Here is a 26,601-nt window from a genome sequence, read left to right as displayed (position 1 = left end):
ATGTACGCGAAGACCGCCAGGAGGATCAGCACCGGCAGCGTCATCAGGATCAGCGGATAGTCCCGCCGCAGCTTGTGCCGGAACGTGATCCCACCACGCAGCCGAGGATCGTCACGACGACGACGGGACCCGGACCGGGTCCGCGCACCCGACCTGCGGTGTTTCGACGGTGGGCTGCCGCCGGTCTCCCGCGGTACGGGCGGCCGCGGGACCGTGCTCTGCGACACGGGGTTCTCCTTGTTCACCGCGGTGCTCCGGCCGGCCGGGAGGCCCGCCCGGCCGGAGCACCGCGTCGGTGGTGGTGGCGCCGGCGACGGACTCAGGCGCCGCCCTCTTCCTCGTCCAGCAGGCGCTGGTACCAGTCGCGCAGCTCGTCGCCGCCGCTGCTGCGCCAGTCGTCGACGGCGTTCTGCAGGTCCCGGATGGACTGGCGGCCCCGCACCACGTCGTCCTCCAGGTCCTCGAAGTGATCCGAGAGGTTCGCGAGCCGGGCCGGCTCCTGGATCTGCCGGCCGAGGAAGATCGGGTCCTGGACGAACGGCATGTTGCGCTGCTGCCAGCCGGTCATCGCCTCGACGACGTAGGGCAGGTCGGGGTAGGACACGAAGCTCTCGGGCGAGCAGATGAAGGGGTACGTCTCCGGGACGACCTCGATGTTGCCCTGGTCGGTGCGGACCGGCAGTCCGTTCTCGACGGTGTAGTGGGTGCCCTCGATGCCGTACTGCTTCAGGCGCTGCTCGACGGTGCCGTAGGGCGCGGCGGTGAAGTTGGCGATCTCGAGGGCCTCGCGGACCCGGTCCTCGGAGAGGTTCTTGTTGATGAACGTCCAGATGCTGGCGCCGTTGCGGGCCCACAGCGTCGGGTCGCCGCCGTCCGGGGCGAAGTAGTCGAACGCGTTGATCCGGAAGTCCGGGTTGCTGGCGGCCTGTTCTGCCGCCGTGCCGTACCAGTTGCCCTCGCCCTGCATGTACATCAGGGACTCGCCCGCCGAGAAGCGGACGGCGGAGTCGCCGGTGGCGGCGACGGAGTCGGGGTGGACGACCTCGGCCTCGTACAGCCGGCGGGCCCACTCCAGCGACTCCACGTACTCCTCGGTCTCGAAGCGGTTGACCAGCTTGCCGTTGTCGCCCCGGCGCCAGTACAGCGGCTTGGCCGGCAGCACCCCGTACATCTTCTGGGCGAGCCACTTCGGGTCCTCGCAGGCCCACACCCGGTTGCGGGCCGAGGTGACGTCCTGGCAGAACGAGAAGAACTCGTCGGCGCTGGTGGGCGGCTCCCAGCCGTTGGCCTCGAAGAGGTCCTCGCGGTAGTACGGCACCACGTCGCCGGTGCTGCGCTGGGGCATGGGCAGCCCGCGCAGCGAGCCGCCGAACACCGACGCCTGCCAGGCGGAGGTGGGGATGGCGGCGAGGTTCGGGTAGTCGAGGACCCTGTCACCGGACAGGTACGGGCCGAGGTCGAGGAACCGGCTGGAAACACCCTGGGGTATCTGGCCCTGGAGCTCCCAGTCCGGGATGCACACCAGGTCGGGGATCTCGCTGCCGGCCAGGGTGGCGCCGAGCTTCTCGCCGTAGGTGTTGCCGTCCTGGGTCTGCCAGCGCATGCGGACGCCGATGGCCTCGTCCATCGCGGCCCAGAACGGGTTGCCGTCCTGCGGCGGGGTGCCCCACAGCGGCGTCATGGCCGTGAACTCGCCGCCGCTGCCCCGCGGGCGCGGCACGCTGGCGTCCAGTTCGCTCTCCGGAATCCACCGGGTGTAGCCAGGGCTGGAGCCGTTCTCGCTGGCGATGTCCGGCTGTACCGAGAGATCCGCGGCCTGGTACGTCGGAAGGATGGAGTTCAGCTCTCCCTCGGAGACGCGGCCCTCTCCGCCACCGCTTCCCTCGCCCCCGCAGGCGGACAGCAGCGGCATGCCGCTGACGGCTGCCGTCGCGACCGCTGTGGAGGCGAGGAAACTTCTCCGGCTTGGTGCGGAGCGTGAGTTCGGCATTGCTCAACCCTTCGTGGCTCTGCGCCCTTGCAAGACCCTGGTTCCGAGGTGGTCGAAGCGCTTCGATGTTGCGCTGAGGTTAAGACCCTCCAGCGGGTCGCACAAGCCCCGACCCACAAGAAAGTTCGACGGGTGGTTTGAGCCGCGAGAGCCAGGAGAGGCAAGTGGTTCCCGAGCCGTTGCCGTGCGTGCCCTTGACAGGAGACGGGCCGAAAACCAGCATCGAAGCGCTTCGAAACCGTGCCCCGTCGTGCCCTGGCACATCCCGACTCTCCTGAAGGAAACCCCCGTGAGCTCAGACGCACCACCCTTCCGCGACCCCCGGCTGACCATCGAGGAGCGGGTGGAGGACCTGTTGGGGCGGCTGACGCTCGACGAACGGGTTGCCATGCTGCACCAGTTCGCACCCGCCGTGGAGCGGTTGGGCCTGCCGGCCTTCCGCACCGGGCAGGAGGCGCTGCACGGGGTGGCCTGGATGGGCAGGGCCACGGTCTTCCCCCAGGCGGTGGGCCTCGGCGCGACGTGGAACGACGCGTTGCTGCGCCGGATCGGCGAGGCCGTGGGCCGCGAGGTGCGCGCGATGCGGGCGTCCGACCCGCGGGTCGGACTCAATGTCTGGGCCCCGGTGGTCAACCTGCTCCGGCACCCGCTGTGGGGCAGGAACGAGGAGGGCTACGCCGAGGACCCGCACCTCACCGCCGCCTCGGCCGCCGCGTACACCCGCGGCCTGGTGGGTGACCACCCGCACTTCTGGCGCACCGCGCCCATCCTCAAGCACTGGCTGGCGCACAACCACGAGAAGGACCGGGACACCGCCTCGACCTCGGTGCGCCCCCGGGTGCTGCACGAGTACGAGCTGCCCGCCTTCCGCGGCCCGGTGCGGGCCGGCGCGGTGGCCGGGGTGATGCCGGCCTACAACCTGGTCAACGGCCGCCCCAACCACCTCTCCCCGCTGCTCGCCGGCGAGCTGCGCACCTGGACCGACCGCCCCCTGGTGGTCTGCTCCGACGCCTACGCGCCGAGCAACATCGCCGGCTCGCAGGGATACCACCCGAACCACGAGGACGGCCTGGCCGCCGCGCTGCGCGCCGGCGTGGACAGCTTCACCGACCTGGGCGAGGACTCCGCGCCGACGATCGAACGGCTGCTCGGCGCGCTGCGGCGAGGGCTGATCGACGAGAAGCACGTGGACGCGGCCGTCCGCCGGCTGCTCGCGATGCGTTTCGCGCTGGGCGAGTTCGAGCCGGACGGCGGACCGTTCGCCGAGGACCCGGCGGACGCCTTCGACACCCCGGAGCACCAGGCCCTGGCGCTGGAGGCGGCCGAGCAGGCGATCGTGCTGCTGAAGAACGACGGGCTGCTGCCGCTCTCCCCCGGCACCCGGGTGGCGGTGGTGGGTCTGCTCGCCGACGAGACCAAGCTCGACTGGTACAGCGGGGCACTGCTGCGGGCCGTCAGCCCGCTCGCGGGCCTGCGGGAGCACCCGGGGATCGCGTCGGTGAGCTTCGCCGAGGGCGTCGACCGGGTGCGGCTGCGGGCCGGCGACGCCGGCTGGCTGGTGGTGCCCGAGGCACCGGCGGACGACGACGACCAGGCGACCGCCGCGCTCGACCCGGCGCTGCTGCGCGGCCGCACCGACCTGCCGCCCGTCACCGTCGGCGGCGCGGCGGAGGCGACCACGTTCGACCTGATCGACTGGGGCGACGACGTGCTGACCCTGCGAGCCCCCGACGGCCGGTACCTGTCGGTGGCCGAGGACGGTTACGTGCGCGCCGCGGCGGCCCAGCCGGGCGGCTGGGTGGTGCAGGAGACGTTCCGGCTCCAGCCGCACGGCGAAGGACACCTGCTACGGCACCTGGGCGGCGGCGGCCACCTCCGGATCGCCGACGACCGACTGCGGGTCACCGAGGACGACGACGGCGTGGTCTTCGCCGTCGAGACGGTCGAGCGCGGCGAGGAGGCGGTGGCCCGGGTCGCGGCCGAGGCGGACGTGGTCCTCGTGGTCGCCGGCAACGACCCGCACATCAACGGCCGGGAGACCGAGGACCGCACCACCCTGGCCCTGCCACCCCACCAGGACCGGATCTGGCGCGCCGCCCACGCCGCCAACCCCCGCACGGCGCTGGTCCTGACCTCCGCCTACCCCTACGCCGTGCCCGAAGCCGACGCGGCGCTGCCGGCGCTGCTGTGGACCGCGCACGGTGGCCAGGCCGCGGGCACCGCCCTGGCCCGCGTGCTGTGCGGCGACGTCTCCCCCGGCGGGCGGCTGCCGCAGACGTGGTACGCCGACGACGCCGCGCTGCCCGGCATGCTCGACTACGACCTGATCGCCGCCCGGGCCACCTACCTGTACCACGACGGCACCCCGCTCTACCCCTTCGGCCACGGCCTGTCCTACACCCGCTTCCAGCACGCCGACCTGGCCGCTCACCTCACCGACACCCGGCTCACCGCCGAGGTGACGGTCACCAACACGGGCGAACGAGCCGGCGACGAGGTGGTCCAGCTCTACGCCCGCGCCGTCGAGCCGAGCGTGCCCCGCCCCCACCGCCAACTGGTCGCGCACCGCAGGGTCCGGTTGGCCCCCGGCGAGGCCCGCCGCGTCGCCTTCGAGACGTCGGCGACCGAGGCCCTGGGCTTCTGGGACGTCGCGCAGTCCCGTTGGACGGTGGAGCCGGGCGCGTACGAGCTGGAGGTCGGCGCCTCCAGCCGGGACATCCGCGGTGCGCACACGGTGCGGGTGACGGGCCAGCCCCTGCCGGCGCGGCCGGCGCTGCTGGCGGGTCTGGCCGCCGCCGACTTCGACGAGAGCCAGGACATCGAACTGGTGGACGTCACCCGCGTGTCGGGTGACGCGGCGACGCCCGCGGCCGCCGACGCGCCGGGACGCCTGGTGTTCCGCGCCTGCGACCTGGGCGACGGGCCGACCGCGGTGACCGTGTCCGCCGCCGTGGAAGGGGCCGGCGAGGCCCCGGCCGAGGTCGAACTGGCCGTGCCCGAGGCCGACTTCGCCGTCACCGTGCCGCTGGCGGTCACCGGCGACCGCTACGCCTACGCCCCCACCCACCTGGAGCTCGCCGGCGCGCCGGGAGGCGTGCGTGAGCTGCACGTCACGCTGCGCGGGGGCGTGCGGCTGCACCGGCTGGACTTCACCGCCTGACGCCGGCGGCCGGCGGGGCGGCTAGTATCCGGCGTCGATGACCATGACGTACACCCCGCCGGCCGGCGACTCCCCGTCCGAGAGGACGCCGGCCACCGCACCCGACCCCGCCAGGAACGGCGCCCCGGACACCGCGCCGCACGACGCCCGGGACACCGCGCCCGACCCGCCCCCGACCAGCGGGTACGCGTTCCTGCTGCTGCCCTCCCACAACCGGGTCTACGCGGCGACCGCGCCCCGGTTGGCGCGCGCCGAGCTGCTCGCGACGAGCGAGGCCGTGCTCGGCGGCCGGATTCGCGCGGTGGCCGAGACCCGGCTCGGCGGCGTCCCGTACCTGACCTTCCAGGCTCCGGGGCTGACCGACGAGGACCTGCGGTACCTGGGCAACCTCTCGTCGCTCTACGCCCTTTTCCAGGTCGGCGCGGACGGCCGGCTGGCGCCCGTGACGGCCCCCGGGATCGACCGGTTCGGCAGCGAGCTGATCACCATCCAGAAGTACCCGGGCAAGACCAACGAGGAGTTCACCAAGCTGCTGCTCAACCTCACCGCGCTGGCCTGCGCGGAGCCGCACCGGCTGCTCGCCGGCGAGCTGCGGGTGTTCGACCCGCTCTGCGGCCGGGGCACCACGCTGAACCAGGCCGTGATGTACGGGCTGGACGCGGCCGGCGTCGAATGGGACACCCGGAGCTTCGAGGCGTACGAGAACTTCCTGCGGCACTGGCTGAAGAGCAGCCGGCTCAAGCACCGGGCGGAGACCACCACGGTGCGGCGGAACCGCAGGGCGCTCGGGCGCCGGCTCGACGTGACGCTGGGCGCGACCCGGGAGGAGTACAAGCGGGGCGAGCGCATCGAGGTGAGCATGGTCAACGCGGACACCACGGCCAGCGGCGACTTCTTCCGTCCCGGGTCGTTCGACCTCATCGTGACCGACGCGCCCTACGGCGTGCAGCACGGCAGCACCGCGCACGGTCCGGCCGGCGCGGGGCGCACCCGCAGCCCGATGCCGCTGCTGGAGGCGGCGCTGCCGGTGTGGACCCGGCTGCTGCGGCCCGGCGGCGCCATCGGGATCTCCTGGAACACCCACGTCGCCTCCCGCGACGAGCTGACCGGGCTGCTGACGCGGGCCGGCTTCGCCGTCCGCGACTCGGAGCCGTACCTGGACCTGGCGCACCGGGTGGACCAGGCGATCGTCCGGGACCTGGTGGTGGCCTCGGCCCCGGGCCCGGCCGGGGCGCCCGCCGCCTCCTGATCCGGCGCCGCGACCGATCGGGCCCGGCAGGTCAGCGCTGGTGAGAGCTGGTCAGAGCTGGAGCCCGGTGAGCACCATGACCCGCTCGTAGGTGTAGTCCTCCATCGCGAACCTGACGCCCTCGCGGCCGACGCCGGACTCCTTGACCCCGCCGTAGGGCATCTGGTCGGCGCGGTAGGAGGGCACGTCGCCGACGATCAGCCCGCCGACCCGCAGTGCCCGGTGGGCGCGGAAGGCGGCGTGCACGTCGTTGGTGAACAGGCCCGACTGGAGCCCGAACACGGAGTCGTTCGCGGCGGCGTACGCGGCCTCCTCGTCGGGCACCCGGGTCACCGACATGACCGGGCCGAAGACCTCCTCGGAGGCGACCTTCGCGTCGGCCGGCACGCCCTCCAGCACGGTCGGCTGGTACGCCGCGCCCTGCCGGGTGCCGCCGGTGAGGACCTTGGCGCCCGCGTCCGTGGCCTCGGCCACCCAGGACTCCACCCGGCGGGCCGCGTCCTCGTTGATCAGCGGGCCGACGTCGGTCGCGTCGTCCGACGGGTCGCCGGACACCAGCGCCTCCACCGCGGCGATCAGCCGGGGCAGCAGCCGGTCGTACACCGCGTCCTCGACGATGACCCGCTGCACCGAGATGCAGGACTGTCCGCCCTGGTAGTTCGAGAAGGTGGCGATCCGCTGCGCCGCCCAGTCCAGGTCGGCGTCCGAGGAGTAGTCGCCGAGCACGATGGCCGCGCCGTTGCCGCCGAGCTCCAGGGTGACCCGCTTGCGCGGCACGGAGTCCCTGATCGACCAGCCGACCGGCACCGAACCGGTGAACGAGATGATCGGCAGCCGCTCGTCCGCCACCAGCGGCGGCATCGCGGCGTTGGGCACCGGCAGCACGCTCCAGGACCCGGCGGGCAGCTCCGTCTCCGCCAGCAGCTCGCCCAGCAGCAGGGCGCTCAGCGGCGTGGCCGGGGCGGGCTTGAGGATGATCGGGGCGCCGGCGGCCAGCGCCGGGGCCACCTTGTGGGCGCAGAGGTTGAGCGGGAAGTTGAACGGCGCGATGCCCAGCACGGGTCCGTAGGGGAAGCGCCGGGTCAGCGCCAGCCTCCCGGCGCCGCCCGCCTCGGAGTCCAGGCGCTGGGCCTCGCCGCCGTTGAACCGGCGGGCCTCCTCGGCGGCCCAGCGGAACACCGAGACGCAGCGGGCGACCTCGATCCGGGCCCACTTCATGGGCTTGCCGTTCTCGGCCGAGATCAGCCGGGCGATCTCCTCGGCCCGCTCGCCGACCCGTCGGCAGACGTGGTCCAGCGCCGCGGCCCTGACGTGCGCGGGGGTGGCGGCGAACTCGTCGGCCACCGCGGCGGCCGCGGCCACCGCCTCCTCGGTCTGCGCCTCGCTGGGCACGGTGGTGGCCCCTACGGTCCGGCCGTCCCAGGGTGAGGTGACCTCGAGGACCTCCTCGCCGGTCGTGGCGCGCCCGGCGAGCCAGAACGCCTGCGGGTTGGTCGCTGTCGTCATCGCGGATCCCGGCCCTTCTTCGTCTCCAGTGCGGCGGGGGTTGCCCCGCTTCCCACGGTAGAGGCTGGCGGCGCGCCCGCTCGTTGTCCGGTGCGGCCGAATGTGTCGGGCCGGTGCGCCATTCCGGCGGAACCGGCCAGGGACCGGCGGGCCCCATTGACCGGCTCATGCCATCTCCGCGAGCATGGCGCGCACGCCCGGCACCCGACCGGCGTCATGCACGGCTACCCCCACCGTCGCACTGGACACCCCCGGAGATGCGATGCGACTGATTCCCCGTGGCCGGCGAGCCACCACCGCGGCCGCCGCCAGCACCCTGGTCCTGGCGCTGGCACTCGGCTCCCAGGCCATGGCCTCCCCCGCCCCCGACGCGCCCACCGAGACCGCGGAGAGCTCCGCCGCCGCCCAGACCCCCCGCCAGTACCAGGTCAGCGGCCTGTCCTCGCCCGAGGAGCGCACCGAGCTGGCCCGCGCCGGCGCGGCCATCGACGAGGTGCACGGCGACTCCGTGGTGATCACCGCGGACCGGTCCGAGGCCGAGCGACTGCGGGCGCTCGGCTACGAGCTCGCCGAGCTGCCCTCGGCCCTGGACGACGACCCGACGGCCGCCGCCCCGGCCGACTACCACACCTACGAGGAGACGCTGGCCGCCGTCGACGCGGCCGTCGCCGAGCACCCCGACCTGGTCAGCAGCCAGGTGATCGGGGAGTCCTACCAGGGCACCGGCATCGTCGCCGTGAAGATCAGCGACAACGTGGGCGTGGACGAGGACGAGCCGGAGGTCCTCTTCACCCACAACCAGCACGCCCGCGAGCACCTCACCGTGGAGATGGCCCTCTACACGCTCGAGGAGCTGACCTCCCAGTACGGCAGCGACCCGGAGATCACCGAGCTGCTGGACACCCGCGAGGTATGGCTGATCCCCTCGGCCAACCCGGACGGCAAGACGTACGACACCGAGTCCGGCAGCTTCCGCAACTGGCGCAAGAACCGCCAGCCGAACTCGGGCTCGTCCGCCGTGGGCACCGACCTCAACCGCAACTGGGACTACGAGTGGGGCTGCTGCGGCGGTTCCTCGGGCTCCCCTGGCAGCGAGACCTACCGCGGCCCGTCGCCCGAGTCGGCCCCGGAGACCGTGGTGATCGCCGACTTCGTCCGCGGCCGGGTGGTCGACGGCGAGCAGCAGATCACCGCCCACATCGACTTCCACACCTACAGCGAACTGGTGCTCTGGCCCTACGGCTTCACCTACGACGAGACCGCGCCGGGGCTCACCCAGGACGACGCGGACGCCTTCGAGGCGCTGGGCGTCGCGATGGCGGACACCAACGGCTACACGCCGCAGCAGTCCAGCGATCTCTACATCACCGACGGCACGATCAACGACTGGCTCTGGGCCGACCAGGGCATCTTCTCGTACACCTTCGAGATGTACCCGACCTCGTCCCTGGAGGGCGGCTTCTACCCGCCCGGGTCCGTGATCGACCGGGAGACCAGCCGCAACCGCGAGGCCGTGCTGATGCTGATGGAGTACGCGGACTGCGTGTACCGCATCATCGGCGCGGAGGCGGAGTACTGCTCCGCCTGACCGACCAGCGCGCGGGCGGACCCGGCACCCCGGGGCCGCCCGCGCCGGGCGGTGCGCCCGGCGGCTGACCCGTCAGGCGTCGGCCGTCGCCTTCAGCGCCAGCCACAGCTCCATCCGCACGTCCGGATCGTCCAGCGACCGGTCCAGGATCTCCTCCACCCGGCGCATCCGGTACCGCAGTGTGTGCCGGTGCACCCCGAGGTCGGCGGCGGCCGCGTCCCACTGCCCGTGGTGGGCCAGCCAGGCCCGCAGCGAGGCGACCAGATCGCCGCGGCCCCGCGCGTCGTGCTCGCGCAGTGCCCGCAGCGTGCCCTCCGCGAAGGCGCGCACGGCGTCGTCGGCCAGCAGCGCCAACACCGACCCGGTGGCCACCTCGTCGTGTTCCACCAGGACCCGGCCCCGGCGCCTGGCCACCGCCAGCGCCTCCCTGGCCTGCCGGTAGGCGGCGTCGGCCGAGGCGGGCCCGGTGGGCGCCGACAGGCCGAGCGCCAGGCCGTGTTCGCCGCGCTCCCGGCGCGTCTGCCCCGCGTACCCGGCGCAGGCGGACACCGCCTCCCCCGCGTCGGCCACCAGCAGCACCAGGCGCTCGCCGTCCGCCGCGGCCAGCACCGACTCGCCGGCCCTGGCCGCGGCCGACTCCACCGCGTCGCCGAGCTCCTCCAGGGCGTCCGGATCGTCCCCGCCGTCGGCGACCAGCACCCGCAGCGGTGCGTCGAGCAGCCCGCCGTACAGCTGCCCGGCCACCGCCCTGGCGTGGTCCGGTTCCCCGGCGAGCAGCATCCGCAGCACCGCCGCGCCCAGCCGCGCCTGTGCCTCCTGGTAGGCGCGGGAACGCTCGGTGGTCAGGGTCAGCACGGCGACGGCGGACTCGACGGCGTACCGCTCGACGACGCCGAGCGGCGCCGCGGTGCCGATGGCCAGCACCGCCTGGGGCCGGGAGCCGGTGCCCAGCGACTGCAGCTCGACCCGGTCGTCGGGTCGGGAACGCGACCCCGCCTCGTCGGTCGGTTCGGCCGGGGCGCCCGGCGCGGCGCACACCGCGCTGGCCGGGGCCGGTCGGTCACGCAGCCGCCGCACCTCGCCGGCCAGCTTCCCGGCCCGCCGGACGGCCCAGCCGGGCGCGGCCGCGGTGACGGATCCGGTCAGGTCGTAGAGCGCGGCCCACCCGTTCACCTGTATCGCCAGCTTGGCGAGCAGGGCGCGCTGCCCGCCGGGCGAGAGCGCCGCCCGGGTCAGCTCCCGCTGCGCGGCGAATCCGGCCGTCACGGCTCGGTACTGCTCGGCGGCCAGCGCCGCGGAGACGGCCTTGCTGATGGCGATGAACGGGGTGTTCCGCGGCACCTCCAGCAGCGGCAGCCCGGCCTCGACGGCGGCGTCGAGCAGCGCCGGCGGCACCTCGGGGTGGTTCACCCCGACGCCGAAGCCGAGCCCGACCACGCCGGCCGCGCTGAGCCGGGTCACGTAGTCGCGCATCTCTCCCGGATCGTGCACCGGCAGCTTCAGCCCGGTGGTCAGCAGCAGCTCGCCGCCGTCCAGGTACGGCACCGGGTCGGCCAGCTCGCTGGCGTGTGCCCAGCGCACGGGGGTGGCCAGCCGGTCCTCGCCGGTGAGCACGCGCAACCGGAGCGCGGAGTGCTGCGCGAGCGAGGCGAGCGTCGGGAGCATGGACCACCTTGGCGTGCGGGCTGGGGCGGGCTGGGACGAACGGGGCGAGCGGGGCGTGCAGGGCGTGGGAAGGCGCCGGACGGCGAGGGCCCGGCGGGAACGCGGGGACGCTCCTTCACCGTACCGCCACAGGCATATGCACCGCGTCGGTGTCCCCCGTCGTTCCGCCGCCCAGATGAGGGCTCAGCCGAGCCGCACCAGCACCGGCGGGCCCGGCTCGCCCGCCACCGAGGTGAGCGACAGCACCGCGTGCCGGGGCGGTACCCGGTGCGCCAGCTCCGACGCCGACCAGCGCTCCCGCTCCACCTTCCGCACCGTGACCGACTCGGTCGTCGTGTCCCGCCCGGTGAAGACCCGGCGCACCCCGCGCACGAACCGCTTCACCGCGCCGCCGCTGCGGTCCGGGGTCCGGGTGATGTCGGTGTCCTCGGTCCACTCGGTGCCCCAGGCCCGGGCGAAGTGCTCCGCGTCCCAGGTGGTCATGCCCGAGAACGCCATCCGGCAGCCGACGGCGCCCAGCAGCCCGGCGCGCAGGTCCCTCGGCACGTCGTCCAGCGTGCGCAGGGCGAGCACCGCCCCGGCGTTCGCCTGCCGCAGCTGGGTCAGGCCGCGCACGGTGCCCGGGGTGACGGCGGCGGTGGCGTCGTCCAGCACCAGGCAGGCGAAGAGCGAACGGTCGGGGCGCGCGGTGACGGCGGCCGCGAACTGGGCCAGCAGCAGCCGGGTGATGATCCGTCCGGCCTCGGCGTGCCCCACGGGCGGCAGGTCCACCCGGACCCGCAGCGGATGCACCAGGGCGTCGAGCGAGAACGGCCGCGGGCCGCGCGGGCCCTCCCCGCCCGTGACGCCCGCCCGGTCGAGCAGCGCCAGCAGGTCGGCCAGCTGCGGGCCGAGGTCGTCGGGACGCTGCGCCTGCCGGGCCCTGGCGTCCAGCTCGCGCTGCTGTCCGTGCGCCCCCACCCGGTCGAGGTCGCCGCGGAGCGTGGCCAGCAGGGCGGGCGCCCCGTCGAGCATCGCCCGCAGCTCGGGCACCCCGGGCAGCTGGCCGTAGGCCGCCTGGTAGGGCCCGATGAGCTGGACCAGCACGGCCGCCGCGTCCCGGGGCTCCACGCGGCTGCCGCCGACCAGCGCCTCGGCCAGCAGGCCCGCGGCCTCGTCGGTGTCGGTGGCCCCGCCGTACAGGTCGAGCTGGTGGGTGCTGTTCGGATCGCCGACCCGGACCACGATGTCGAACGCGTCGTCGGGCCCGAGGCCGCTGCGCGCGGTGCCCACCGCGACCACCGCGGCCTGACCGGTGAGCGCGTGCAGGCACATCGCCTCGGTCACCGGCCGGATGACCCGGCCGGTCTTTCCCGACCCGGGCGGTCCCACGGCGAGCAGCGAGGTGCCCAGCACGGCGGGGTCGAGCGCGACGTCCTCGCCGCGGTACGCGTAGGGGTTGCGGTCCTCGTCCAGCGCGCGGCCGATGCGGACCTGGCGGGTCAGCAGGTCGTGCCGGGCCGCCCGGACCGTCAGGTCGCGGGCGCCCGAGGGATGGGTGAACGCGCCCGCGCCCTGCCGGGCGACCGCCTCGGTGAACGCGGGGAGCTCGGTGGGCCGGGCCCGCACGTCCCGCCAGGCGCGGTCGATCCGGGCGTAGTCCAGGTCGCTCATGGTGCCGTCGCGCACCTCGGCGGCCAGCAGGTCCGCGGTGGCCCCGGCGCCGGCCGCCCGCAGCTCGGTGAACTCGGTGAGCCGGGCCCGCTCCACGCGCTCCGCCTCGGTCCGCGCCGCCGCGCGGCGCCAGCGCGGCGGGTAGTGCCGCCACACCGCGCGCCAGCGCCCGAACCAGCCGAAGACGACGGCGACCAGCAGGGTGTAGACGGCGTAGTAGAGGTTGTAGGACAGGGTGTAGGCGGTGGTGTCGCCGTCCTCCCACCAGGAGTCGGGCACCCCGGCGTAGAACGGCTCCAGCCAGAAGGTCCACACTCCGCCGAAGCTCAACCCCCAGGCGAGTGCGCCCACAACGAACGCGGCGAGGACCCGCCGGGTCCGTCGGCTCGGCATCGGCTCGATGTCGGAGCGCCCGCACAGCAGCGCGAGCACGCTCGGTCGCCAGCGACGCCAGAGCCGGGGCCAGTTGCCGATTCGACCGAAGACGACGGCGAGCAGGACGCCGAAGGCGACGTAGTAGCCGTAGACAAACGTCTGCACCGCCGCGCTGCTGGCCCACGAGTCCAGATGCGCCAGGTCGAAGCGGATCCAGTCATGGGGCCAGAGCCACACGCTGAAGACCGGGTAGCCGTTCCAGCACAGCGACCAGACCAGCAGGCCCACGAGCAGCGCGAGCAGCGCGCCGCCGTGGAGTTCGCGGTCGCCGATCGCGTCCGGGTCCTCGGGTGGTTTGGGCACGTGCCCCGGGCGCCAGACGCCGGGCCGGGCCGCCGGGCGGGGCGCGTTCAGCCAGCGCACCAGCGGCGGGACGGCCACCTCCGCGCCGGGGTCGGCCGGGTCCACGCGGGCCGGCGGCTCGGGCGCCCGCCGGGGCCTGGGCGGCCCGCCGTGGGCCAGCGGAAGCGCCCGTGCGTCGTCGCGCCCCCCTCCCGCCTCCCACGCCCCGTCGCTGCTCATCGCCGCCCCATCCGTGCCGTGTCCGCGCGGCGTCCGAGCCGTCGCGGGACCGCCGTTGCCCTGGCGCCAACTGGCCTGACCAGGTCAGCCGCTGACCGTCTGTCCGGGCTCAATCTAGTGCAGTGACCGTGCCGGAGGGCCGGGTTGGGCCCGCGATCCGAGGGTCTTCGTCACCGCCCGCATCGAATAGGATCGAATATGCAGCCCAGCAACCTGTGCATACCCGTTCCCCTGGGACATCTCGTGCGCTACGTTCCTGCACCACCGCTGGCTCAAAGACGACCCTGGGCGGAACGTCATGACTCGTGCCATCTCCTTGCGAGAAGTCACCAAGATTTACCCACGGAACGTGGTCGCCGTGGACCGGCTGTCGCTGGACATCGACCCCGGCGAGTTCGTCGTGCTTCTGGGTCCCTCGGGGTGCGGAAAATCCACCGTGCTGCGCATGATTGCTGGTCTGGAGGACATCACCTCGGGTGAGCTGCTGTTGGACGGCGAGCACGCGAACTTCATCCCGCCCGGGGAGCGGGAGTTGGCCATGGTGTTCCAGCACTACGCCCTTTACCCGAACATGACAAGTCGGCAGAACATCGGTTTTCCGCTGAGGATCGAGTCGCCGCACGAGGACAGCCGGCCGCGGGTGGACGAGGCGGCGCGGCTGCTCGGCATCGAGGAGTTGCTCGACCGGTACCCCTCACAGCTCTCGGGTGGTGAGCGGCAGCGGGTGGCCATGGGTCGGGCCATCGTCCGCCGCCCGAAGGCCTTCCTGCTCGACGAGCCGCTCTCGAATCTCGACGCCAAGCTCCGCAACCGGCTGCGCGCCGAGATCGCCACGCTGACCCGGCACCTCGGCGTGACCACGGTGTACGTCACGCACGACCAGGCCGAGGCGATGTCGCTGGGCGACCGGGTCGCCGTGATGCGGGACGGCGTGATCCAGCAGACCGGCACGGCGCGCGACGTCTACCGGCTGCCGAACAACCTCTTCGTCGCGGCGTTCGTGGGCACGCCGCGCATCAACCTGCTCAAGGCCACGGTGCACGCGCCGCTGGGTGGACGTCTCGGCATCGACTTCGGCAAACAGCGGATGGAACTGCCGGAGCCGCTCAGCCCCGACCACCAGCTGCTGCGGATCCAGATGGGGCGGGAGATCACGGTGGGGCTCCGCTCGGAGGCGGCGCGGATCGCCTCGCCGCAGGAGATGCGGCCCAGCGAGGCACTGGTCAACGGCGTGGTCCAGCACGTGGAGTACCAGGGCCACGAGTCGCTGGTGCATGTCAGCACCGGCGCGCACCCGGCGGACGTGGACGGTCTGGAGTCGCCGCGACCGCCGGCGTCCCGGCGCTCCCGGATGCGCCGCAACGGGCGGAACGGGCATGCCGGGCGGCGTCTTGGCCGGCTGCTGAACTGGGTGTCGGAGCGCGACTCGGCCGGGGACGGCGAGGACGGCTCCGGCGCCCCGGTCTCCACGCTGGAGCGGATGTCCTCGCCGCAGCTGCCGCCGCCCGCGCCGACGCCCGGACGGATCACCGACGGGCTGGTGCTGCGCTCCCCCACCGACCTGCACCTGCGGGTCGGCGAGCGGGTGCCGTTGCTGCTCGACCTGGACCAGCTGTACGTCTTCGACAGCGAGGGCCAACGGGTCTGTCCGACTCCCGCGCACATCCCGAACCTCGAAACGTAGTGCTCTCCCGGGCGGTTCGCCGCCCCTCCCGACTCGCGCCGGCACAGCCAGCGGTGGCACCGCCCGCGCGAACAGCGGCCGGCGCGGCCTCAACCCCCGCGCCGGCCGCGCTTTCGCCGCGGCCGCGCGTGCGCTCCCCCGCCGCGCCCCGGGACGGCCGCCGGGTCTCCCCCTGGTGCGCACGGAACCGAACGCGCGCGTCCGCTGGTTGGTGTTCGGCACCGGCGGGCGGGAACGGGGTGCCGGGGATCGGCCGTTGACCTGGCGGGAAGGAGCGCGGGTGAACACGCAGCAGAAGGGCCGGCAGGCGCCGGAGCCCGAGGAGCCGTGGAGCGAGATCATCGCCGGGCTCTGGATGGGCGGGCACCGGTGGGTGGACCCCGGCGGGCTGCGGCCGGCCGTCGTCGCGGACGAGTTCGATCTGGTGGTCAGCCTGTTCGTGCGGCCCGGGCACGGGCCGGACGAGGGCGTCGAGCATCTGGTCCTGGCGATCCCCGACGACCCGCTCGCGGCGCACCAGATCGGACGGGTCGCCGAGCTGGCCCGGACGGTCGCGGGCGCCGTGCGCGAGCGGCGGACCACCCTGGTGCGCTGCCAGTACGGTTACAACCGCTCGGGTCTCGTGGTCGGCCAGGCGCTGATGGAGCTGGGACACGACGCGCCCGCCGCCATCGAGCTGATCCGGCGTCGGCGTTCGCCGTGGGCGCTGCACAACCGGGTCTTCGAGGACTACCTGCGCACCGGACTGGAGATCGCCCGGCTGCTCACCGACCTGGACCCGCTCAGCTAGGCCCTGTCCCGGGACGCCCGGCCGATCCCGCCGGGCCCGCGGCGGGGACCTGACGGGTCGGCCAAGTCCGGGGACCGATTGCTCCGTGGCGGAGCGTGCCCCGGGCGCCGGACCGGCCCTAGCCTGCTGGGAGACCCCGCCCCTTCGTGCCGAGGAGTCCCCGCATGAGCGCCATGACCGAACTGTCCGGCGGCCCCGCCCTGCCCCAGGAGCGGCGGCTCGTCACCGAGATCCCGGGTCCCCGGTCGCGCGAGCTGATGGCGCGCAAACAGGCCGCCGTGGCGGACGGCGTGGGGACCGTGATGCCGGTCTTCGCGCAGGCCGCGGGCGGCGGCGTGCTGGTGGACGTGGACGGCAACTCGCTGATCGACTTCGGCTCCGGCATCGCCGTGACCGGGGTCGGCAACAGCGCGGAGGCCGTGGTGCGGCGCGCCACCGAGCAGCTGAACCGGTTCACCCACACCTGCGCCATGGTGGCCCCCTACGAGGGCTACGTCGAGGTCTGCGAGGAGCTGGCGCGGCTCACGCCGGGCGACCACGCCAAGAAGTCGGTGCTGGTCAACTCCGGTGCCGAGGCCGTCGAGAACGCCGTGAAGATCGCCCGCTACCACACCGGGCGGCAGGCCGTCGTGGTGTTCGAGCACGGCTACCACGGCCGCACCAACCTGACGATGGCGCTGACCGCGAAGAGCATGCCGTACAAGCACGGCTTCGGCCCCTTCGCGCCCGAGGTCTACCGCGTCCCGATGGCGTACCCGTACCGCTGGCTGACCGGCCCCGAGCACTGCGCCGAGGAGGCCGCGGCCCAGGTCATCGAGCACATCACCAAGGAGGTCGGCCCGGAGAACACGGCCGCGATCCTGGTCGAGCCGCTGCTGGGCGAGGGCGGCTTCATCGAGCCGGCCAGGGGCTTCCTGCCGCGGGTGGCCCGGTTCGCCAGGGAGCACGGCATCGTGTTCGTGGCCGACGAGATCCAGTCCGGGTTCTGCCGCACCGGGCAGTGGTTCGCCTGCGAGGACGAGGGCCTGGTGCCGGACCTGATCACCACCGCGAAGGGCATCGCCGGCGGGATGCCGCTGGCCGCCGTGACCGGGCGCGCCGAGATCATGGACGCGGCGCACGTGGGCGGCCTGGGCGGCACCTACGGCGGCAACCCGGTGGCCTGCGCCGCCGCGCTCGGCGCCATCGAGACCATGCGGGAGCTCGACCTGCCGGCCCGGGCCCGCCGGATCGGCGAGGTGATGAAGCCCCGGCTGCGCGCGCTGGCCGAGAAGTACCCGCTGATCGGCGAGGTGCGCGGGCGTGGCGCGATGCTCGCCGTCGAGTTGGTGCGCCCCGGAACCACGGAGCCCGACGCGGCGGCCACGGCGGCGGTCGCGGCGGCCTGCCACAACGCGGGGCTGCTCGTGCTGACCTGCGGCACCTACGGGAACGTGCTGCGCTTCCTGCCGCCGCTGGTCATCGGCGAGGACCTGCTGAACGAGGGCCTGGACGTGCTCGAGGAGGCGCTCGCCCAGGTCTGAGGCCGCGCTCCGGCACGGCCGGGGCGGGGCGGCGACCGGCCGGGACCGCGTGGCGAGGCTCACCATGCTGTGCGGTCCTTGGAGAAGGTGCGGGGATGTGATGCGGATACGGCACCGCCCCGCCTCACCCGGCGTTTCCTGCCTTACCGTCGAGTTCGGCAGCGAGAGCCGCCAGACTCCCGCGCCGAACTCCTGACGGACCGGTCCGCCGCCCCACACCCCCCGGGGCGTGCGGCCGTTCCGTTTCTGCCGCGGTTCTCGAGCGGCGCGCGCTCAGACGTCGGCGCTGGGCGGCTCGTCGCCGGGCAACTCGCCACCGGGGTCCTCCTCCGAGGGCCCGGTGGGATCCTCCTCCGCGGGCCCGCCGGAGAGCGTGAACACCCAGTAGCTGTCCTCGTAGCCGGAGCCGGGCGAGAAGTCGATGCCGAGCTCCTCCGTGCCGGCCGGGACCGCCACCGTGTAGACCACGGTGCCCCCGTCGCCGGGCGGGACCGTGCCCAGCTCCATCCCTTCCAGCTCGACCGCGTCGCCCGGCAGTTCCTCGCCGTCCGCGTACCCGGTCAGGCCGCCCTCCAGCAGGTCGGCGTCGGTGTCGCTGTCGTTGGCCAGCTGGGCGGTCACCGTCACGGCGGCGCCGTCGGGGGACACCTGGGGCGAGCCGATCACCACGGTCACGCCGTCGGCGTAGGCCACCTCGTCGAGCGCCTCGGCCAGATAGGCCGAGCCGGCCTCCGACTCCACCTCGATGGGCTGCGACGCCCAGACGAACAGCACCACGGTGAGCACCGCCGCGACCAGCGTCGCGCCGGCGCCGGTCCACAGCCCGCCGAGCGCGGCGACGCGGTTGGTGGCCTGGCCGCGGCGGGCGCGGCCGGCGCCGACCAGGCCGAAGACCAGCGCCAGGATGCCGAGGATCAGGGCGACCGGGCTGAGCACGAAGGTGCAGCTGAGCACGGCGGCGATGATGCCGAGCACCAGTCCCGCGGTGCCGAGGCCGTTGCGCGGCCCCACGGGACCCTGCGGCCAGCCGGGGGCGCCGCCCCAGCCGGGCATCGGCTGGGGGTGACCGTAGCCGGGCGGGGCACCGTAGCCGGGCTGCGCGCCGGGCACCGGCGGGGCGCCGTACGCCGACTGGGGATGGCCGTAGCCGGGCTGCGCGCCGTAGCCGGGCGCCTGGCCCGGCGGGGGTCCCGCGGGCGGCTGGACGTGCGGCGGGGTGGGCGATGACGGTGGGGGCGCCCCGTAGCCGGAGGGCGGCTGCGACGGCGCCGCCGCCACGCTGTCGTCCGGCGGGCGGAACGGGTTGTGCTGCTGCTCAGCGGTCAACGGTCCTCCACGATCGTTGGCCCTCACCTTACGGGTCGAAACCGCCCCGGTGCCGCCCCCTGCCTACCATGGGCGGGCAACGACTCGCACCGGAGGGCTCCTTGTCCGACCTCGCCGCCCCGACCGTCCCGGCCGCCCCCACCGACCTGACCGCGTTCATCGCCGGCATGCCCAAGGCCGAGCTCCACGTGCACCATGTGGGGTCGGCCTCGCCGCGCATCGTCGCGGAGCTGGCCGCGCGGCACCCCGACTCCCCCGTGCCCCGGGATCCCGAGGCGCTGGCGGAGTACTTCACGTTCCGGGACTTCGCCCATTTCATCCAGGTGTACCTGACGGTCGTGGACCTGATCAGGGACGCCGAGGACGTGCGGCTGCTGACCTACGAGATCGCCCGGGACATGGCGCGGCAGAACATCCGGTACGCCGAGCTGACCGTCACGCCGTACTCCTCGCTGCGCCGCGGCATCCCCGACGTCGCCTTCCTGGAGGCGATCGAGGACGCCCGGCTGGCCGCCGAGCGGGAGCTCGGGGTGGTGCTGCGCTGGTGCTTCGACATCCCCGGCGAGGTGGACGGCCCCGTCGCGGCGGAGGAGACCGCCCGGCTGGCCTGCGACCTGGCGCCCGAGGGGCTGGTGTCGTTCGGCCTGGGCGGGCCCGAGATCGGGGTGGGCCGGCCGCGGTTCAAGCCGTACTTCGACCGGGCCATAGCCGCGGGCCTGCACAGCGTGCCGCACGCCGGCGAGACCACGGGACCCGAGACGATCTGGGACGCGCTCACCGCGCTGCGGGCCGAGCGGATCGGGCACGGCACCAGCGCCGCGCGGGATCCCCGGCTGCTGGAGCACCTCGCCGAGCGGCGGATCCCGCTGGAGGTGTGCCCCACCTCGAACCTGGCCACCCGGGCGGTGCCGTCGCTGCCCGAGCACCCGCTGGCGGAGATGGTGCGGGCCGGGGTGCTGGTGACCATCAACACCGACGACCCGCCGATGTTCGGCACCGATCTCAACACCGAGTACGGGGTGGCCGCCGGGCTGCTGGACCTGGACGCCGCCGGGGTGGCGGACCTGGCGCGGAACGCGGTGGCCGCGTCGTTCCTCGACGCGCCGGGGAAGGCGCGGCTCACCGGCGAGATCGACACGTACCTGGCCGGCTGGCGGGGATGAGCGGCACGGTGGTGGTCGCCCATCGCGGCGATCCGTACCGGGTGCGGGAGAACACCCTGCCCTCGTTCCGCGCGGCGATCGTGGCCGGCGCCGACGTGGTGGAGCTGGACGTCCGGCTCACCAGGGACGGGGAGCCGGTGGTGCTGCACGACCCCACCCTGAAGCGGCTCTGGCGGCACGACCGGCCGGTGGCCGAGCTGACCGCCCGGCAGGTCGCCGAGCTGACCGGCGGCGGCGTGCCGCGCCTGGCCGCGGCGCTGGCGGTGACCTCGCCGGTGCGCACCCTGATCGACCTGCCGGAACCGTCGGCCGCGACGGCGCTCGCGGCGGTGGCCACGGTGCGGGCGGCGGGCGCGACCGGTCGGGTCTACTACTGCGGCGACCCCGGGGCGCTGCGCGCGGTGCGCGGGGCCGATCCGGCGGCGGAGATCGCGTTGACCTGGAAGCGCACCGCCCGGCCGCGCGCCACGCTGCTCGGCGAGCTGCGCCCGCGCTGGCTCAACTACCGCTTCGGGCTGATCGACCGGACCACGGTGGAGCTGGCGCGGGCCGAGGGCTACGAGGTGTCCGCGTGGATCGCCGACCGCCGACGCACCATGCACCGGCTGATCGACCTCGGCGTGGACTCCATCACCACCAACCGGGTCGCGCTGCTGCGCGCGCTCGTCCGCGCCCACGACGGAGCGCCCCTGGCCCAGGGGCGTGTTCCCGGGACGCGTGGGTGACACGCGGCTGCCGCGCGGCGCGTGGACGCGCTCGGGCCGGGGCTCGGCACCGCCACGATGACCCGCGAGAAGCGGACCCGTCGGGTGCGGCTCGACGCCGAGGGATCCGCCGCCGGCCGCACCCGCCCACGGTGGTCCGAGCGCCGGGGCGCCCCGCGGGCCGTACCCGAGGTCCGCCCGTGAACGCCGCCAGTCCGGGAGCAGCCGGCGGCTCAGGGAAGGCCCGCCGGCTGCGCGGCCCGGTGGGTCAGAGCGCCGTCATCACGTGCTTGACCCGGGTGTAGTCCTCCAGGCCGTACGACGAGAGGTCCTTGCCGTACCCGGACTTCTTGAAGCCGCCGTGCGGCATCTCGCCCACCAGCGGGATGTGCGTGTTGATCCAGACGCAGCCGAAGTCGAGCGCCCTGGACAGCCGCATGGCGCGGGCGTGGTTGCTGGTCCACACCGAGGACGCCAGGCCGTACTCCACGTCGTTGGCCCAGGTCAGCGCCTCCTCGTCGGACGAGAACCGCTGCACCGTGATCACCGGGCCGAAGACCTCGCGCTGGACGATCTCGTCGTCCTGCCGGCAGCCGGTGACCACGGTCGGCGCGTAGAAGTATCCCGTCTCGCCGATCCGGTGGCCGCCGGTGGCCACCGTCGCGTGGTCGGGCAGCCGGTCGACGAAGCCGGCGACCCTGGCCAGCTGGTCCGGGTTGTTCAGCGGGCCGTAGAAGCAGTCGGGCGCCGCCGGGTCGCCGGTCTTCACCCCGGCCGCGGCCTCGGTCAGCTCGGCGACGAAGCGGTCGTGCACGGAGTCGTGGACCAGCACCCGGGTCGCGGCCGTGCAGTCCTGGCCGGCGTTGAAGAAGCCGGCGTCCCTGATGCCCTCGACCGCGCTGCCCAGGTCGGCGTCCTCGAAGACCAGACAGGGTGCCTTGCCGCCCAGCTCCAGGTGGACCCGCTTGAGGTCCTTGGCGGCGCTGGCGGCGACCTCCATGCCGGCCCGCACCGAACCGGTGATGGACGCCATGTCCGGCGTCGGGTGCTCCACCATCAGCCGCCCGGTGTCCCGGTCGCCGCAGACGACGTTGAAGACGCCGGGCGGCAGCAGCTCGCCCAGCAGCCCGGCGGCGAAGACCGCGGAGGCGGGGGTGGTGTCGGACGGCTTGAGCACCACGGTGTTGCCCGCGGCCAGCGCAGGCGCGAACTTCCAGACCGCCATCATGATCGGGTAGTTCCACGGGACCACCTGGGCGCAGACCCCGACCGGCTCCCGCCGGACGAAGGAGGTCATCCCGGCCATGTACTCGCCCGCCGCCTTGCCCTCCAGCATCCGGGCCGCGCCGGCGAAGAACCGGATCTGCTCCAGCATCATCGGCAGCTCCTCCTGCCGGGTCAGCTCCAGCGGCTTGCCGGTGTTCTGGCACTCGACGGCCAGCAGCTCGTCCGCGTGCCGTTCGAAGGCGTCCGCGATCCTCAGCAGGGCCAGCTGCCGGTCGGCGGGGGTGCTGTCCCGCCAGCCGGGGAAGGCGGCCCGCGCGGCCTCCATGGCGGCGTCCACGTCGGCCGCCCGGGACAGCGGGGCGGTGGCGTAGGTCCGTCCCGTCGCCGGGTCGGTCACCTCGGTGGTCTGTCCGTCAACGGCGTCACGGAACTCCCCGTTGATGTAGTTGCGCAGCCGACGCAGCTCGGTGGTCACGGCACCCTCCCGGCTTCCTGATCAATGGCCTGAGATCCCACCCTAGCCCCAGGAGGCCGCGCGCAGCACGGCCCTCGGACGACAGATCCGTCCGGCACCACCAGGGACGGCGGGAAGAACATCGACGGATTGTCGCCTTTCCCGGATATCTTCCTTGTCCGGACGGGACCATACCCTCGTCCGAAGGAACCTCCGCGGCGTTTGGCCGAGTCACCCCGCTCCGACCCCGTCGACTGTGTCAGCTTGGCTCACATGGGAACTACGGGAAACCCGACAATCAGATAACCGTCGGCACGAGCGGAGGTACCCGACGACCATGGCCTCAGCCGACCACCGGGCCGCGGCGGTCCCACCCGCCAACCCCGACAACGACGTGCTGTGGACACGCGGGCTGCACCACGCCCACGCCGGCTCGCCCGCCCTGCTCGGGGTGTCCCTCGGGGTCAGCCAGGGCGAGATCCTCGCCGTCACCGGCCCGCGGGGCAGCGGCAAGTCGACGCTGCTCGGCTGCCTCTCCGGTCAGCTGCTCCCGGACCGCGGCGAGGTGTGGTTCAACAGCGTGCCGGTGCACACCCTCACCGCCGAGGCCAGGGACCGGCTGCGCCGTGAGCGGTTCGGCTGGGTGGGCGCCAGCCCGCAGCTGGTGCCCGAGCTCACCGCCTGGGAGAACGCCGCGCTGCCGCTGCTGCTGGCCGGCGCCGGCAACCGGGTGGCCAGGCGCGCGGCGCTGGAGTGGTTGGGCCGGCTGGACGTGGCCGACTGCGCCCGGCACCGACCCGCCGCCCTGGTGCAGGCGCAGCGGCAACGGGTGGCCATCGCCCGGGCCCTGGTCCACCAGCCCGAGGTGGTGTTCGCCGACGAGCCGACCGCCCCGCTGCACCAGGCCGATCGCGCCCAGGTGCTGCGCACCCTGACCACCGCCGGCCGCTCCCACGGCATCACCGTGGTGCTGGCCAGCCAGGATCCGGAGGTGGCAACGTTGACCGACCGCACCCTCAGCCTCGTCGATGGCCGCACCAGCGGCGCACCGGCCCCAGCCGCATGCTCGCTCTCCGCCTAGCGCGTGGCTCCGACCCGGCGGCGCTCGGCCGCCGGCTGCTGCTGGCCGGCGCCGCGGCCGGCGTGAGCTTCCTGCTGCTGGCCGCGCTGTGCCACGCCCTGGACCATCCGGGCAGCGGCGGGGAGTCCGGGCTCCGGCTCGCCGCCTGCGCCCTGCCGCTGGCCGCGACCGTGCAGCTCGCGGTCGCCGTGGCGCGGGCCGATCCGACGGTGCGCGCCCGCTCCGGACTGGCCGCGGCAGGCCTCGGCCCGGCCCGGGTGCCGGTGCTGGCGGCGGTGTCCACGGCGGTGGCCGCGCTGCTCGGCAGCGTGCTGGCGCTGACCGTCTTCCTCCATCTGCGCGGCGACATCCACGGCTCGCCCTTCGACGGGGCGGGCACCGGCTGGCTGGCACCGGGCCGTCAGGTGCCGATGGGCGCCGCGCTCACCCTGCTCGCGATCGTCCCCGTGACCGCCGCCGCCGCGAGCGCGCTGGCGCTGCGGCCCAGACCCGAACCGCGGCCGGCCGCGGTGGCACCGCCGCGGGGCGTGCTCGCGGCGCCCGGACCGCCGGTGCCGGCCCCGGCCGGGCTGCCCTGGGGCACGGCGCTGGCCACCGCGGGCGTGGCGGTGAGCGCCTACGACGGTTCGGACGACCCGGCGACGACGCTGCCGCTGCCGGGCGCGCTGGACTACCTGACACCCGCGGTGGCCGGCGGCTGGCTGCTGATCGCGGCCGGCATGGTGCTGGCCGCCCCCGGGCTGGCGCATCTGGGCGGCCGGCTGCTGGCCGCCGGGCGTCCGGGCGCGCTGCGGCTGCTGGCCGGTCGCGGGCTGCAACAGGAGGCGGTGCGGCTCGGCCGCCCGCTCGGCGCGCTGTGCGCCGCCTCCGCGGCGCTGTGCGCCGGGCTCAGGCTGGACGGCCCCCGGCTGTTCGGACCGCTGGTGGTGCTCGGCGCCGGCATCGTGCTGGCCAGCGTGCTCGGCACCATCGCCGCGGCCTCGGCCGAGGCCCGGGAGGCGCGCGCGGAGACCACGGCGGCGCTGCTCCGGCTCGGCACGCCGCGCTCGCTGCTGCGCGGCGCGGCGGCGATGCGGCTGACGCTGCTGCTGGCGATCTTCGGCGCGGTCACCTGGCTGGCCACCGAGCTGATCCTGCTCCCCACCCCCGGCTGGGCACAGGGCGGCTGATCCGGCGGAACGGGCGGGGAAGGGATCAGGAGGATCCGGACCGGACGAACCGGTCGGCGCCGAAGACCGTGCGGTGCCAGCCCTTCCTGGCCGCCGCGGTGGTGTCGTACATGACGTGTTTGAGCCGGGTGTACCGCTCGAACGCGGAGGAGGCCGCGTCCCCGCCCGGCCCGGGGTCGCGCCGCACGCCGTGCGGCATCTCGCTGACCGTCGGCAGATGGTCGTTGACCCAGACCCGGCCCGCCATGAGCTCGCGGGTGGCGCGTCCGGTGCGGTAGACGTCCCGGCTCCACACCGAGGCGGCGGGCCCCGGCGGGGCGGCGTTCGCCAGCGCGAGCCCCTCCTCGTCGGCGTCGAAGGGCAGCGCCGCCAGCACCGGGCCCAGCAGTTCGGCGCACAGCGTCTCGACGCCCCTGGCCACGCCGGTGAGCAGCGTGGGCCGGTAGTAGGCGCCCTTGGCCAGGGCCCCGGTGCTGGCGAAGTCCGGCGCCTCGCCCCCGGTGACCACCGTGGCCCCGCCCCGCATCCGGTCCACGCAGCCCGCCACCCGCTCCCGGTGCGCGACGCTGATCAGCGGGCCGAGGTCGGTGCCCGCCTCGAACGGGTCGCCGAGCCGCACCGAGTCCATCAGATCCGCCACCCCCGCCACGAAGGCGTCGAACAGCGGGCGTTGGACGTAGGCCCGGGTGGCGGCGGCCCGGTCCTGTCCGGCGTTGACCAGGGCGGCGGCGACCGCCCCGTGCACCGCGGCCTCCAGGTCCGCGTCGTCGAACACCAGGAACGGCGCCTTGCCGCCGAGCTCCAGGTCGAGACGCTTGACGCCGACGCCGCTGCCGCCGGTCGCGATCCGGGCGACCCGCCGGCCGGCGTCCGCGGAGCCGGTGTACGACACCATGGCCACGTCGGGATGGCCGACCAGGTGTTCGCCCGCCTGCCCGCCGGTGCCGGAGACGACGTTGAGCACGCCGTCCGGCAGGCCCGCTGCGGTGGCCGCCTGAGCCAGCATCAGCGCGGTCAGCGGGGTCAGCTCCGACGGCTTCAGCACCACGGTGTTACCGGTCGCCACCGCGGGCAGCGCCTTCCTGACCGCCATCCGCAGTGGGTAGTTCCACGGTGCGAGCAGCGCGACCACGCCGACCGGCTCGCGGCGCACGTAGGACGTGTGCACGGCGTCGTACTCGGCCGCGGCGGCGCCCGGCAGGTGGCGGGCCGAGCCGGCGACGAAGGCGACGTCGTCCAGGGCGTCGACGACGTCGAACTGCTGGCTGAACGTCAGCGGTTTACCGGTCTGCAGCGACTCCGTGTACGCGAGGTCGTCCGCCTGCTCGGCCAGCAGCCCGGCCAGCCGTTGCAGCACCGCGGCGCGCTCGCCGGGGGTCGCGGCCGCCCACTGCGGCCGGGCGCGGCGGGCGGCGGCGACCGCGTCCTCCACGTCCTCGACGCCGGCCAACTCGTAGCCGCAGACCGGCTCCCCGGTGGCCGGATCGACCACCGTGTGGCGCCGTCCCGAGGTGCCGGTCCGCAACTGCCCGGCGAGGTACTGGGCGCCGGGGGCGAAGCGTTCGGCGACGTCGAGCGGGTCCATGAGCTCTCCTGCGGCAAGCCGGGGGACGGCAGGGCACGAACTGGCGCGGGGGGAATGACGACGATGCTCGCAGGTGTTCGTTCTGTCAACAAGGGATTCCGTGGTTGTTTTCGCGTCAGTCCACGGA

17 protein-coding genes and 1 pseudogene are annotated in these 26,601 nt (G+C 74.4%); 10 read left to right on the top strand and 8 right to left on the bottom strand.

From position 1 onward, the window contains the following. Positions 1-227 (bottom strand): annotated as a pseudogene (locus ABGB06_RS04435) (sugar ABC transporter permease); the annotation flags it as partial. Positions 228-319: 92 nt separating this feature from the next. Continuing rightward, positions 320-1,990, bottom strand: a complete 1,671-nt coding sequence (locus ABGB06_RS04430) for an extracellular solute-binding protein (protein WP_347585376.1) — start codon at positions 1,988-1,990, stop codon at positions 320-322. A 289-nt stretch (positions 1,991-2,279) separates the two neighbouring features. Between ABGB06_RS04430 and ABGB06_RS04425 the strand changes: the two genes are divergently transcribed. Together ABGB06_RS04425 and ABGB06_RS04420 are read left to right on the top strand one after the other, a co-directional pair. Continuing rightward, on the top strand, positions 2,280-5,150 hold the full coding sequence (locus ABGB06_RS04425) for a glycoside hydrolase family 3 C-terminal domain-containing protein (RefSeq protein ID WP_347585375.1): 2,871 nt from the start codon (positions 2,280-2,282) through the stop codon (positions 5,148-5,150). A gap of 37 nt (positions 5,151-5,187) precedes the next feature. Further along, positions 5,188-6,399, top strand: a complete 1,212-nt coding sequence (locus ABGB06_RS04420) for an SAM-dependent methyltransferase (protein WP_347585373.1) — start codon at positions 5,188-5,190, stop codon at positions 6,397-6,399. A 51-nt stretch (positions 6,400-6,450) separates the two neighbouring features. Here the strand turns inward: ABGB06_RS04420 and ABGB06_RS04415 are convergent, their stop codons facing one another. Beyond that, complete coding sequence (locus ABGB06_RS04415) at positions 6,451-7,905, bottom strand: aldehyde dehydrogenase family protein (RefSeq protein ID WP_347585371.1); 1,455 nt, start codon at positions 7,903-7,905, stop codon at positions 6,451-6,453. Positions 7,906-8,167: 262 nt separating this feature from the next. On the opposite strand from ABGB06_RS04415, the gene ABGB06_RS04410 reads away from it, so the two are divergent. Further along, positions 8,168-9,493, top strand: a complete 1,326-nt coding sequence (locus tag ABGB06_RS04410) for a M14 family zinc carboxypeptidase (RefSeq protein ID WP_347585369.1) — start codon at positions 8,168-8,170, stop codon at positions 9,491-9,493. Between the two features lie 72 nt (positions 9,494-9,565). Here the strand turns inward: ABGB06_RS04410 and ABGB06_RS04405 are convergent, their stop codons facing one another. Then, a complete protein-coding gene (locus ABGB06_RS04405) occupies positions 9,566-11,158 on the bottom strand; it encodes a PucR family transcriptional regulator ligand-binding domain-containing protein (RefSeq protein ID WP_347585367.1) in 1,593 nt (530 codons plus the stop codon). Positions 11,159-11,341: 183 nt separating this feature from the next. Beyond that, a complete protein-coding gene (locus tag ABGB06_RS04400; protein WP_347585365.1) occupies positions 11,342-13,768 on the bottom strand; it encodes an ATP-binding protein in 2,427 nt (808 codons plus the stop codon). Positions 13,769-14,066: 298 nt separating this feature from the next. On the opposite strand from ABGB06_RS04400, the gene ABGB06_RS04395 reads away from it, so the two are divergent. From ABGB06_RS04395 to gabT, 3 genes are all read left to right on the top strand, one after another. Continuing rightward, a complete protein-coding gene (locus tag ABGB06_RS04395) occupies positions 14,067-15,452 on the top strand; it encodes an ABC transporter ATP-binding protein (protein WP_347585363.1) in 1,386 nt (461 codons plus the stop codon). 280 nt (positions 15,453-15,732) lie between these two features. Beyond that, a complete protein-coding gene (locus ABGB06_RS04390) occupies positions 15,733-16,242 on the top strand; it encodes a protein phosphatase (protein ID WP_347585361.1) in 510 nt (169 codons plus the stop codon). Between the two features lie 164 nt (positions 16,243-16,406). Then, complete coding sequence (gene gabT / locus ABGB06_RS04385) at positions 16,407-17,765, top strand: 4-aminobutyrate--2-oxoglutarate transaminase (protein WP_347585359.1); 1,359 nt, start codon at positions 16,407-16,409, stop codon at positions 17,763-17,765. Positions 17,766-18,038: 273 nt separating this feature from the next. Here the strand turns inward: gabT and ABGB06_RS04380 are convergent, their stop codons facing one another. Next, positions 18,039-19,091, bottom strand: a complete 1,053-nt coding sequence (locus ABGB06_RS04380) for a hypothetical protein (RefSeq protein ID WP_347585357.1) — start codon at positions 19,089-19,091, stop codon at positions 18,039-18,041. Positions 19,092-19,258: 167 nt separating this feature from the next. Here ABGB06_RS04380 and ABGB06_RS04375 point away from each other — a divergent pair, with 167 nt between their 5' ends. Together ABGB06_RS04375 and ABGB06_RS04370 are read left to right on the top strand one after the other, a co-directional pair. Next, entirely contained in the window at positions 19,259-20,254 is a 996-nt protein-coding gene (locus ABGB06_RS04375) for an adenosine deaminase (protein WP_347585473.1), read from the top strand. After that, complete coding sequence (locus ABGB06_RS04370) at positions 20,251-20,979, top strand: glycerophosphodiester phosphodiesterase (RefSeq protein WP_347585355.1); 729 nt, start codon at positions 20,251-20,253, stop codon at positions 20,977-20,979. Before ABGB06_RS04375 ends, ABGB06_RS04370 begins: the two co-directional genes overlap by 4 nt. Positions 20,980-21,226: 247 nt before the next feature. Here ABGB06_RS04370 and ABGB06_RS04365 read toward each other — a convergent pair whose 3' ends face one another. Next, on the bottom strand, positions 21,227-22,660 hold the full coding sequence (locus tag ABGB06_RS04365; RefSeq protein ID WP_347585353.1) for a gamma-aminobutyraldehyde dehydrogenase: 1,434 nt from the start codon (positions 22,658-22,660) through the stop codon (positions 21,227-21,229). A 316-nt stretch (positions 22,661-22,976) separates the two neighbouring features. Between ABGB06_RS04365 and ABGB06_RS04360 the strand changes: the two genes are divergently transcribed. Continuing rightward, entirely contained in the window at positions 22,977-23,720 is a 744-nt protein-coding gene (locus tag ABGB06_RS04360) for an ATP-binding cassette domain-containing protein (protein ID WP_347585352.1), read from the top strand. Beyond that, a complete protein-coding gene (locus ABGB06_RS04355) occupies positions 23,702-24,889 on the top strand; it encodes a hypothetical protein (RefSeq protein WP_347585350.1) in 1,188 nt (395 codons plus the stop codon). The genes ABGB06_RS04360 and ABGB06_RS04355 overlap by 19 nt, the downstream gene beginning before the upstream one ends. A gap of 25 nt (positions 24,890-24,914) precedes the next feature. Here ABGB06_RS04355 and ABGB06_RS04350 read toward each other — a convergent pair whose 3' ends face one another. Then, positions 24,915-26,474 (bottom strand): aldehyde dehydrogenase family protein, encoded by a 1,560-nt coding sequence (locus ABGB06_RS04350; RefSeq protein WP_347585349.1) that lies wholly within the window; start codon positions 26,472-26,474, stop codon positions 24,915-24,917. Positions 26,475-26,601 lie beyond the last annotated feature (127 nt).

The organism is Streptomyces sp. B6B3 (assembly GCF_039871525.1).
In the GTDB taxonomy this organism is placed as follows: domain Bacteria; phylum Actinomycetota; class Actinomycetes; order Streptomycetales; family Streptomycetaceae; genus Streptomyces.
Note: the sequence above shows the minus strand (reverse complement) of the source record. Positions and strands in the feature narration are given on the sequence as shown.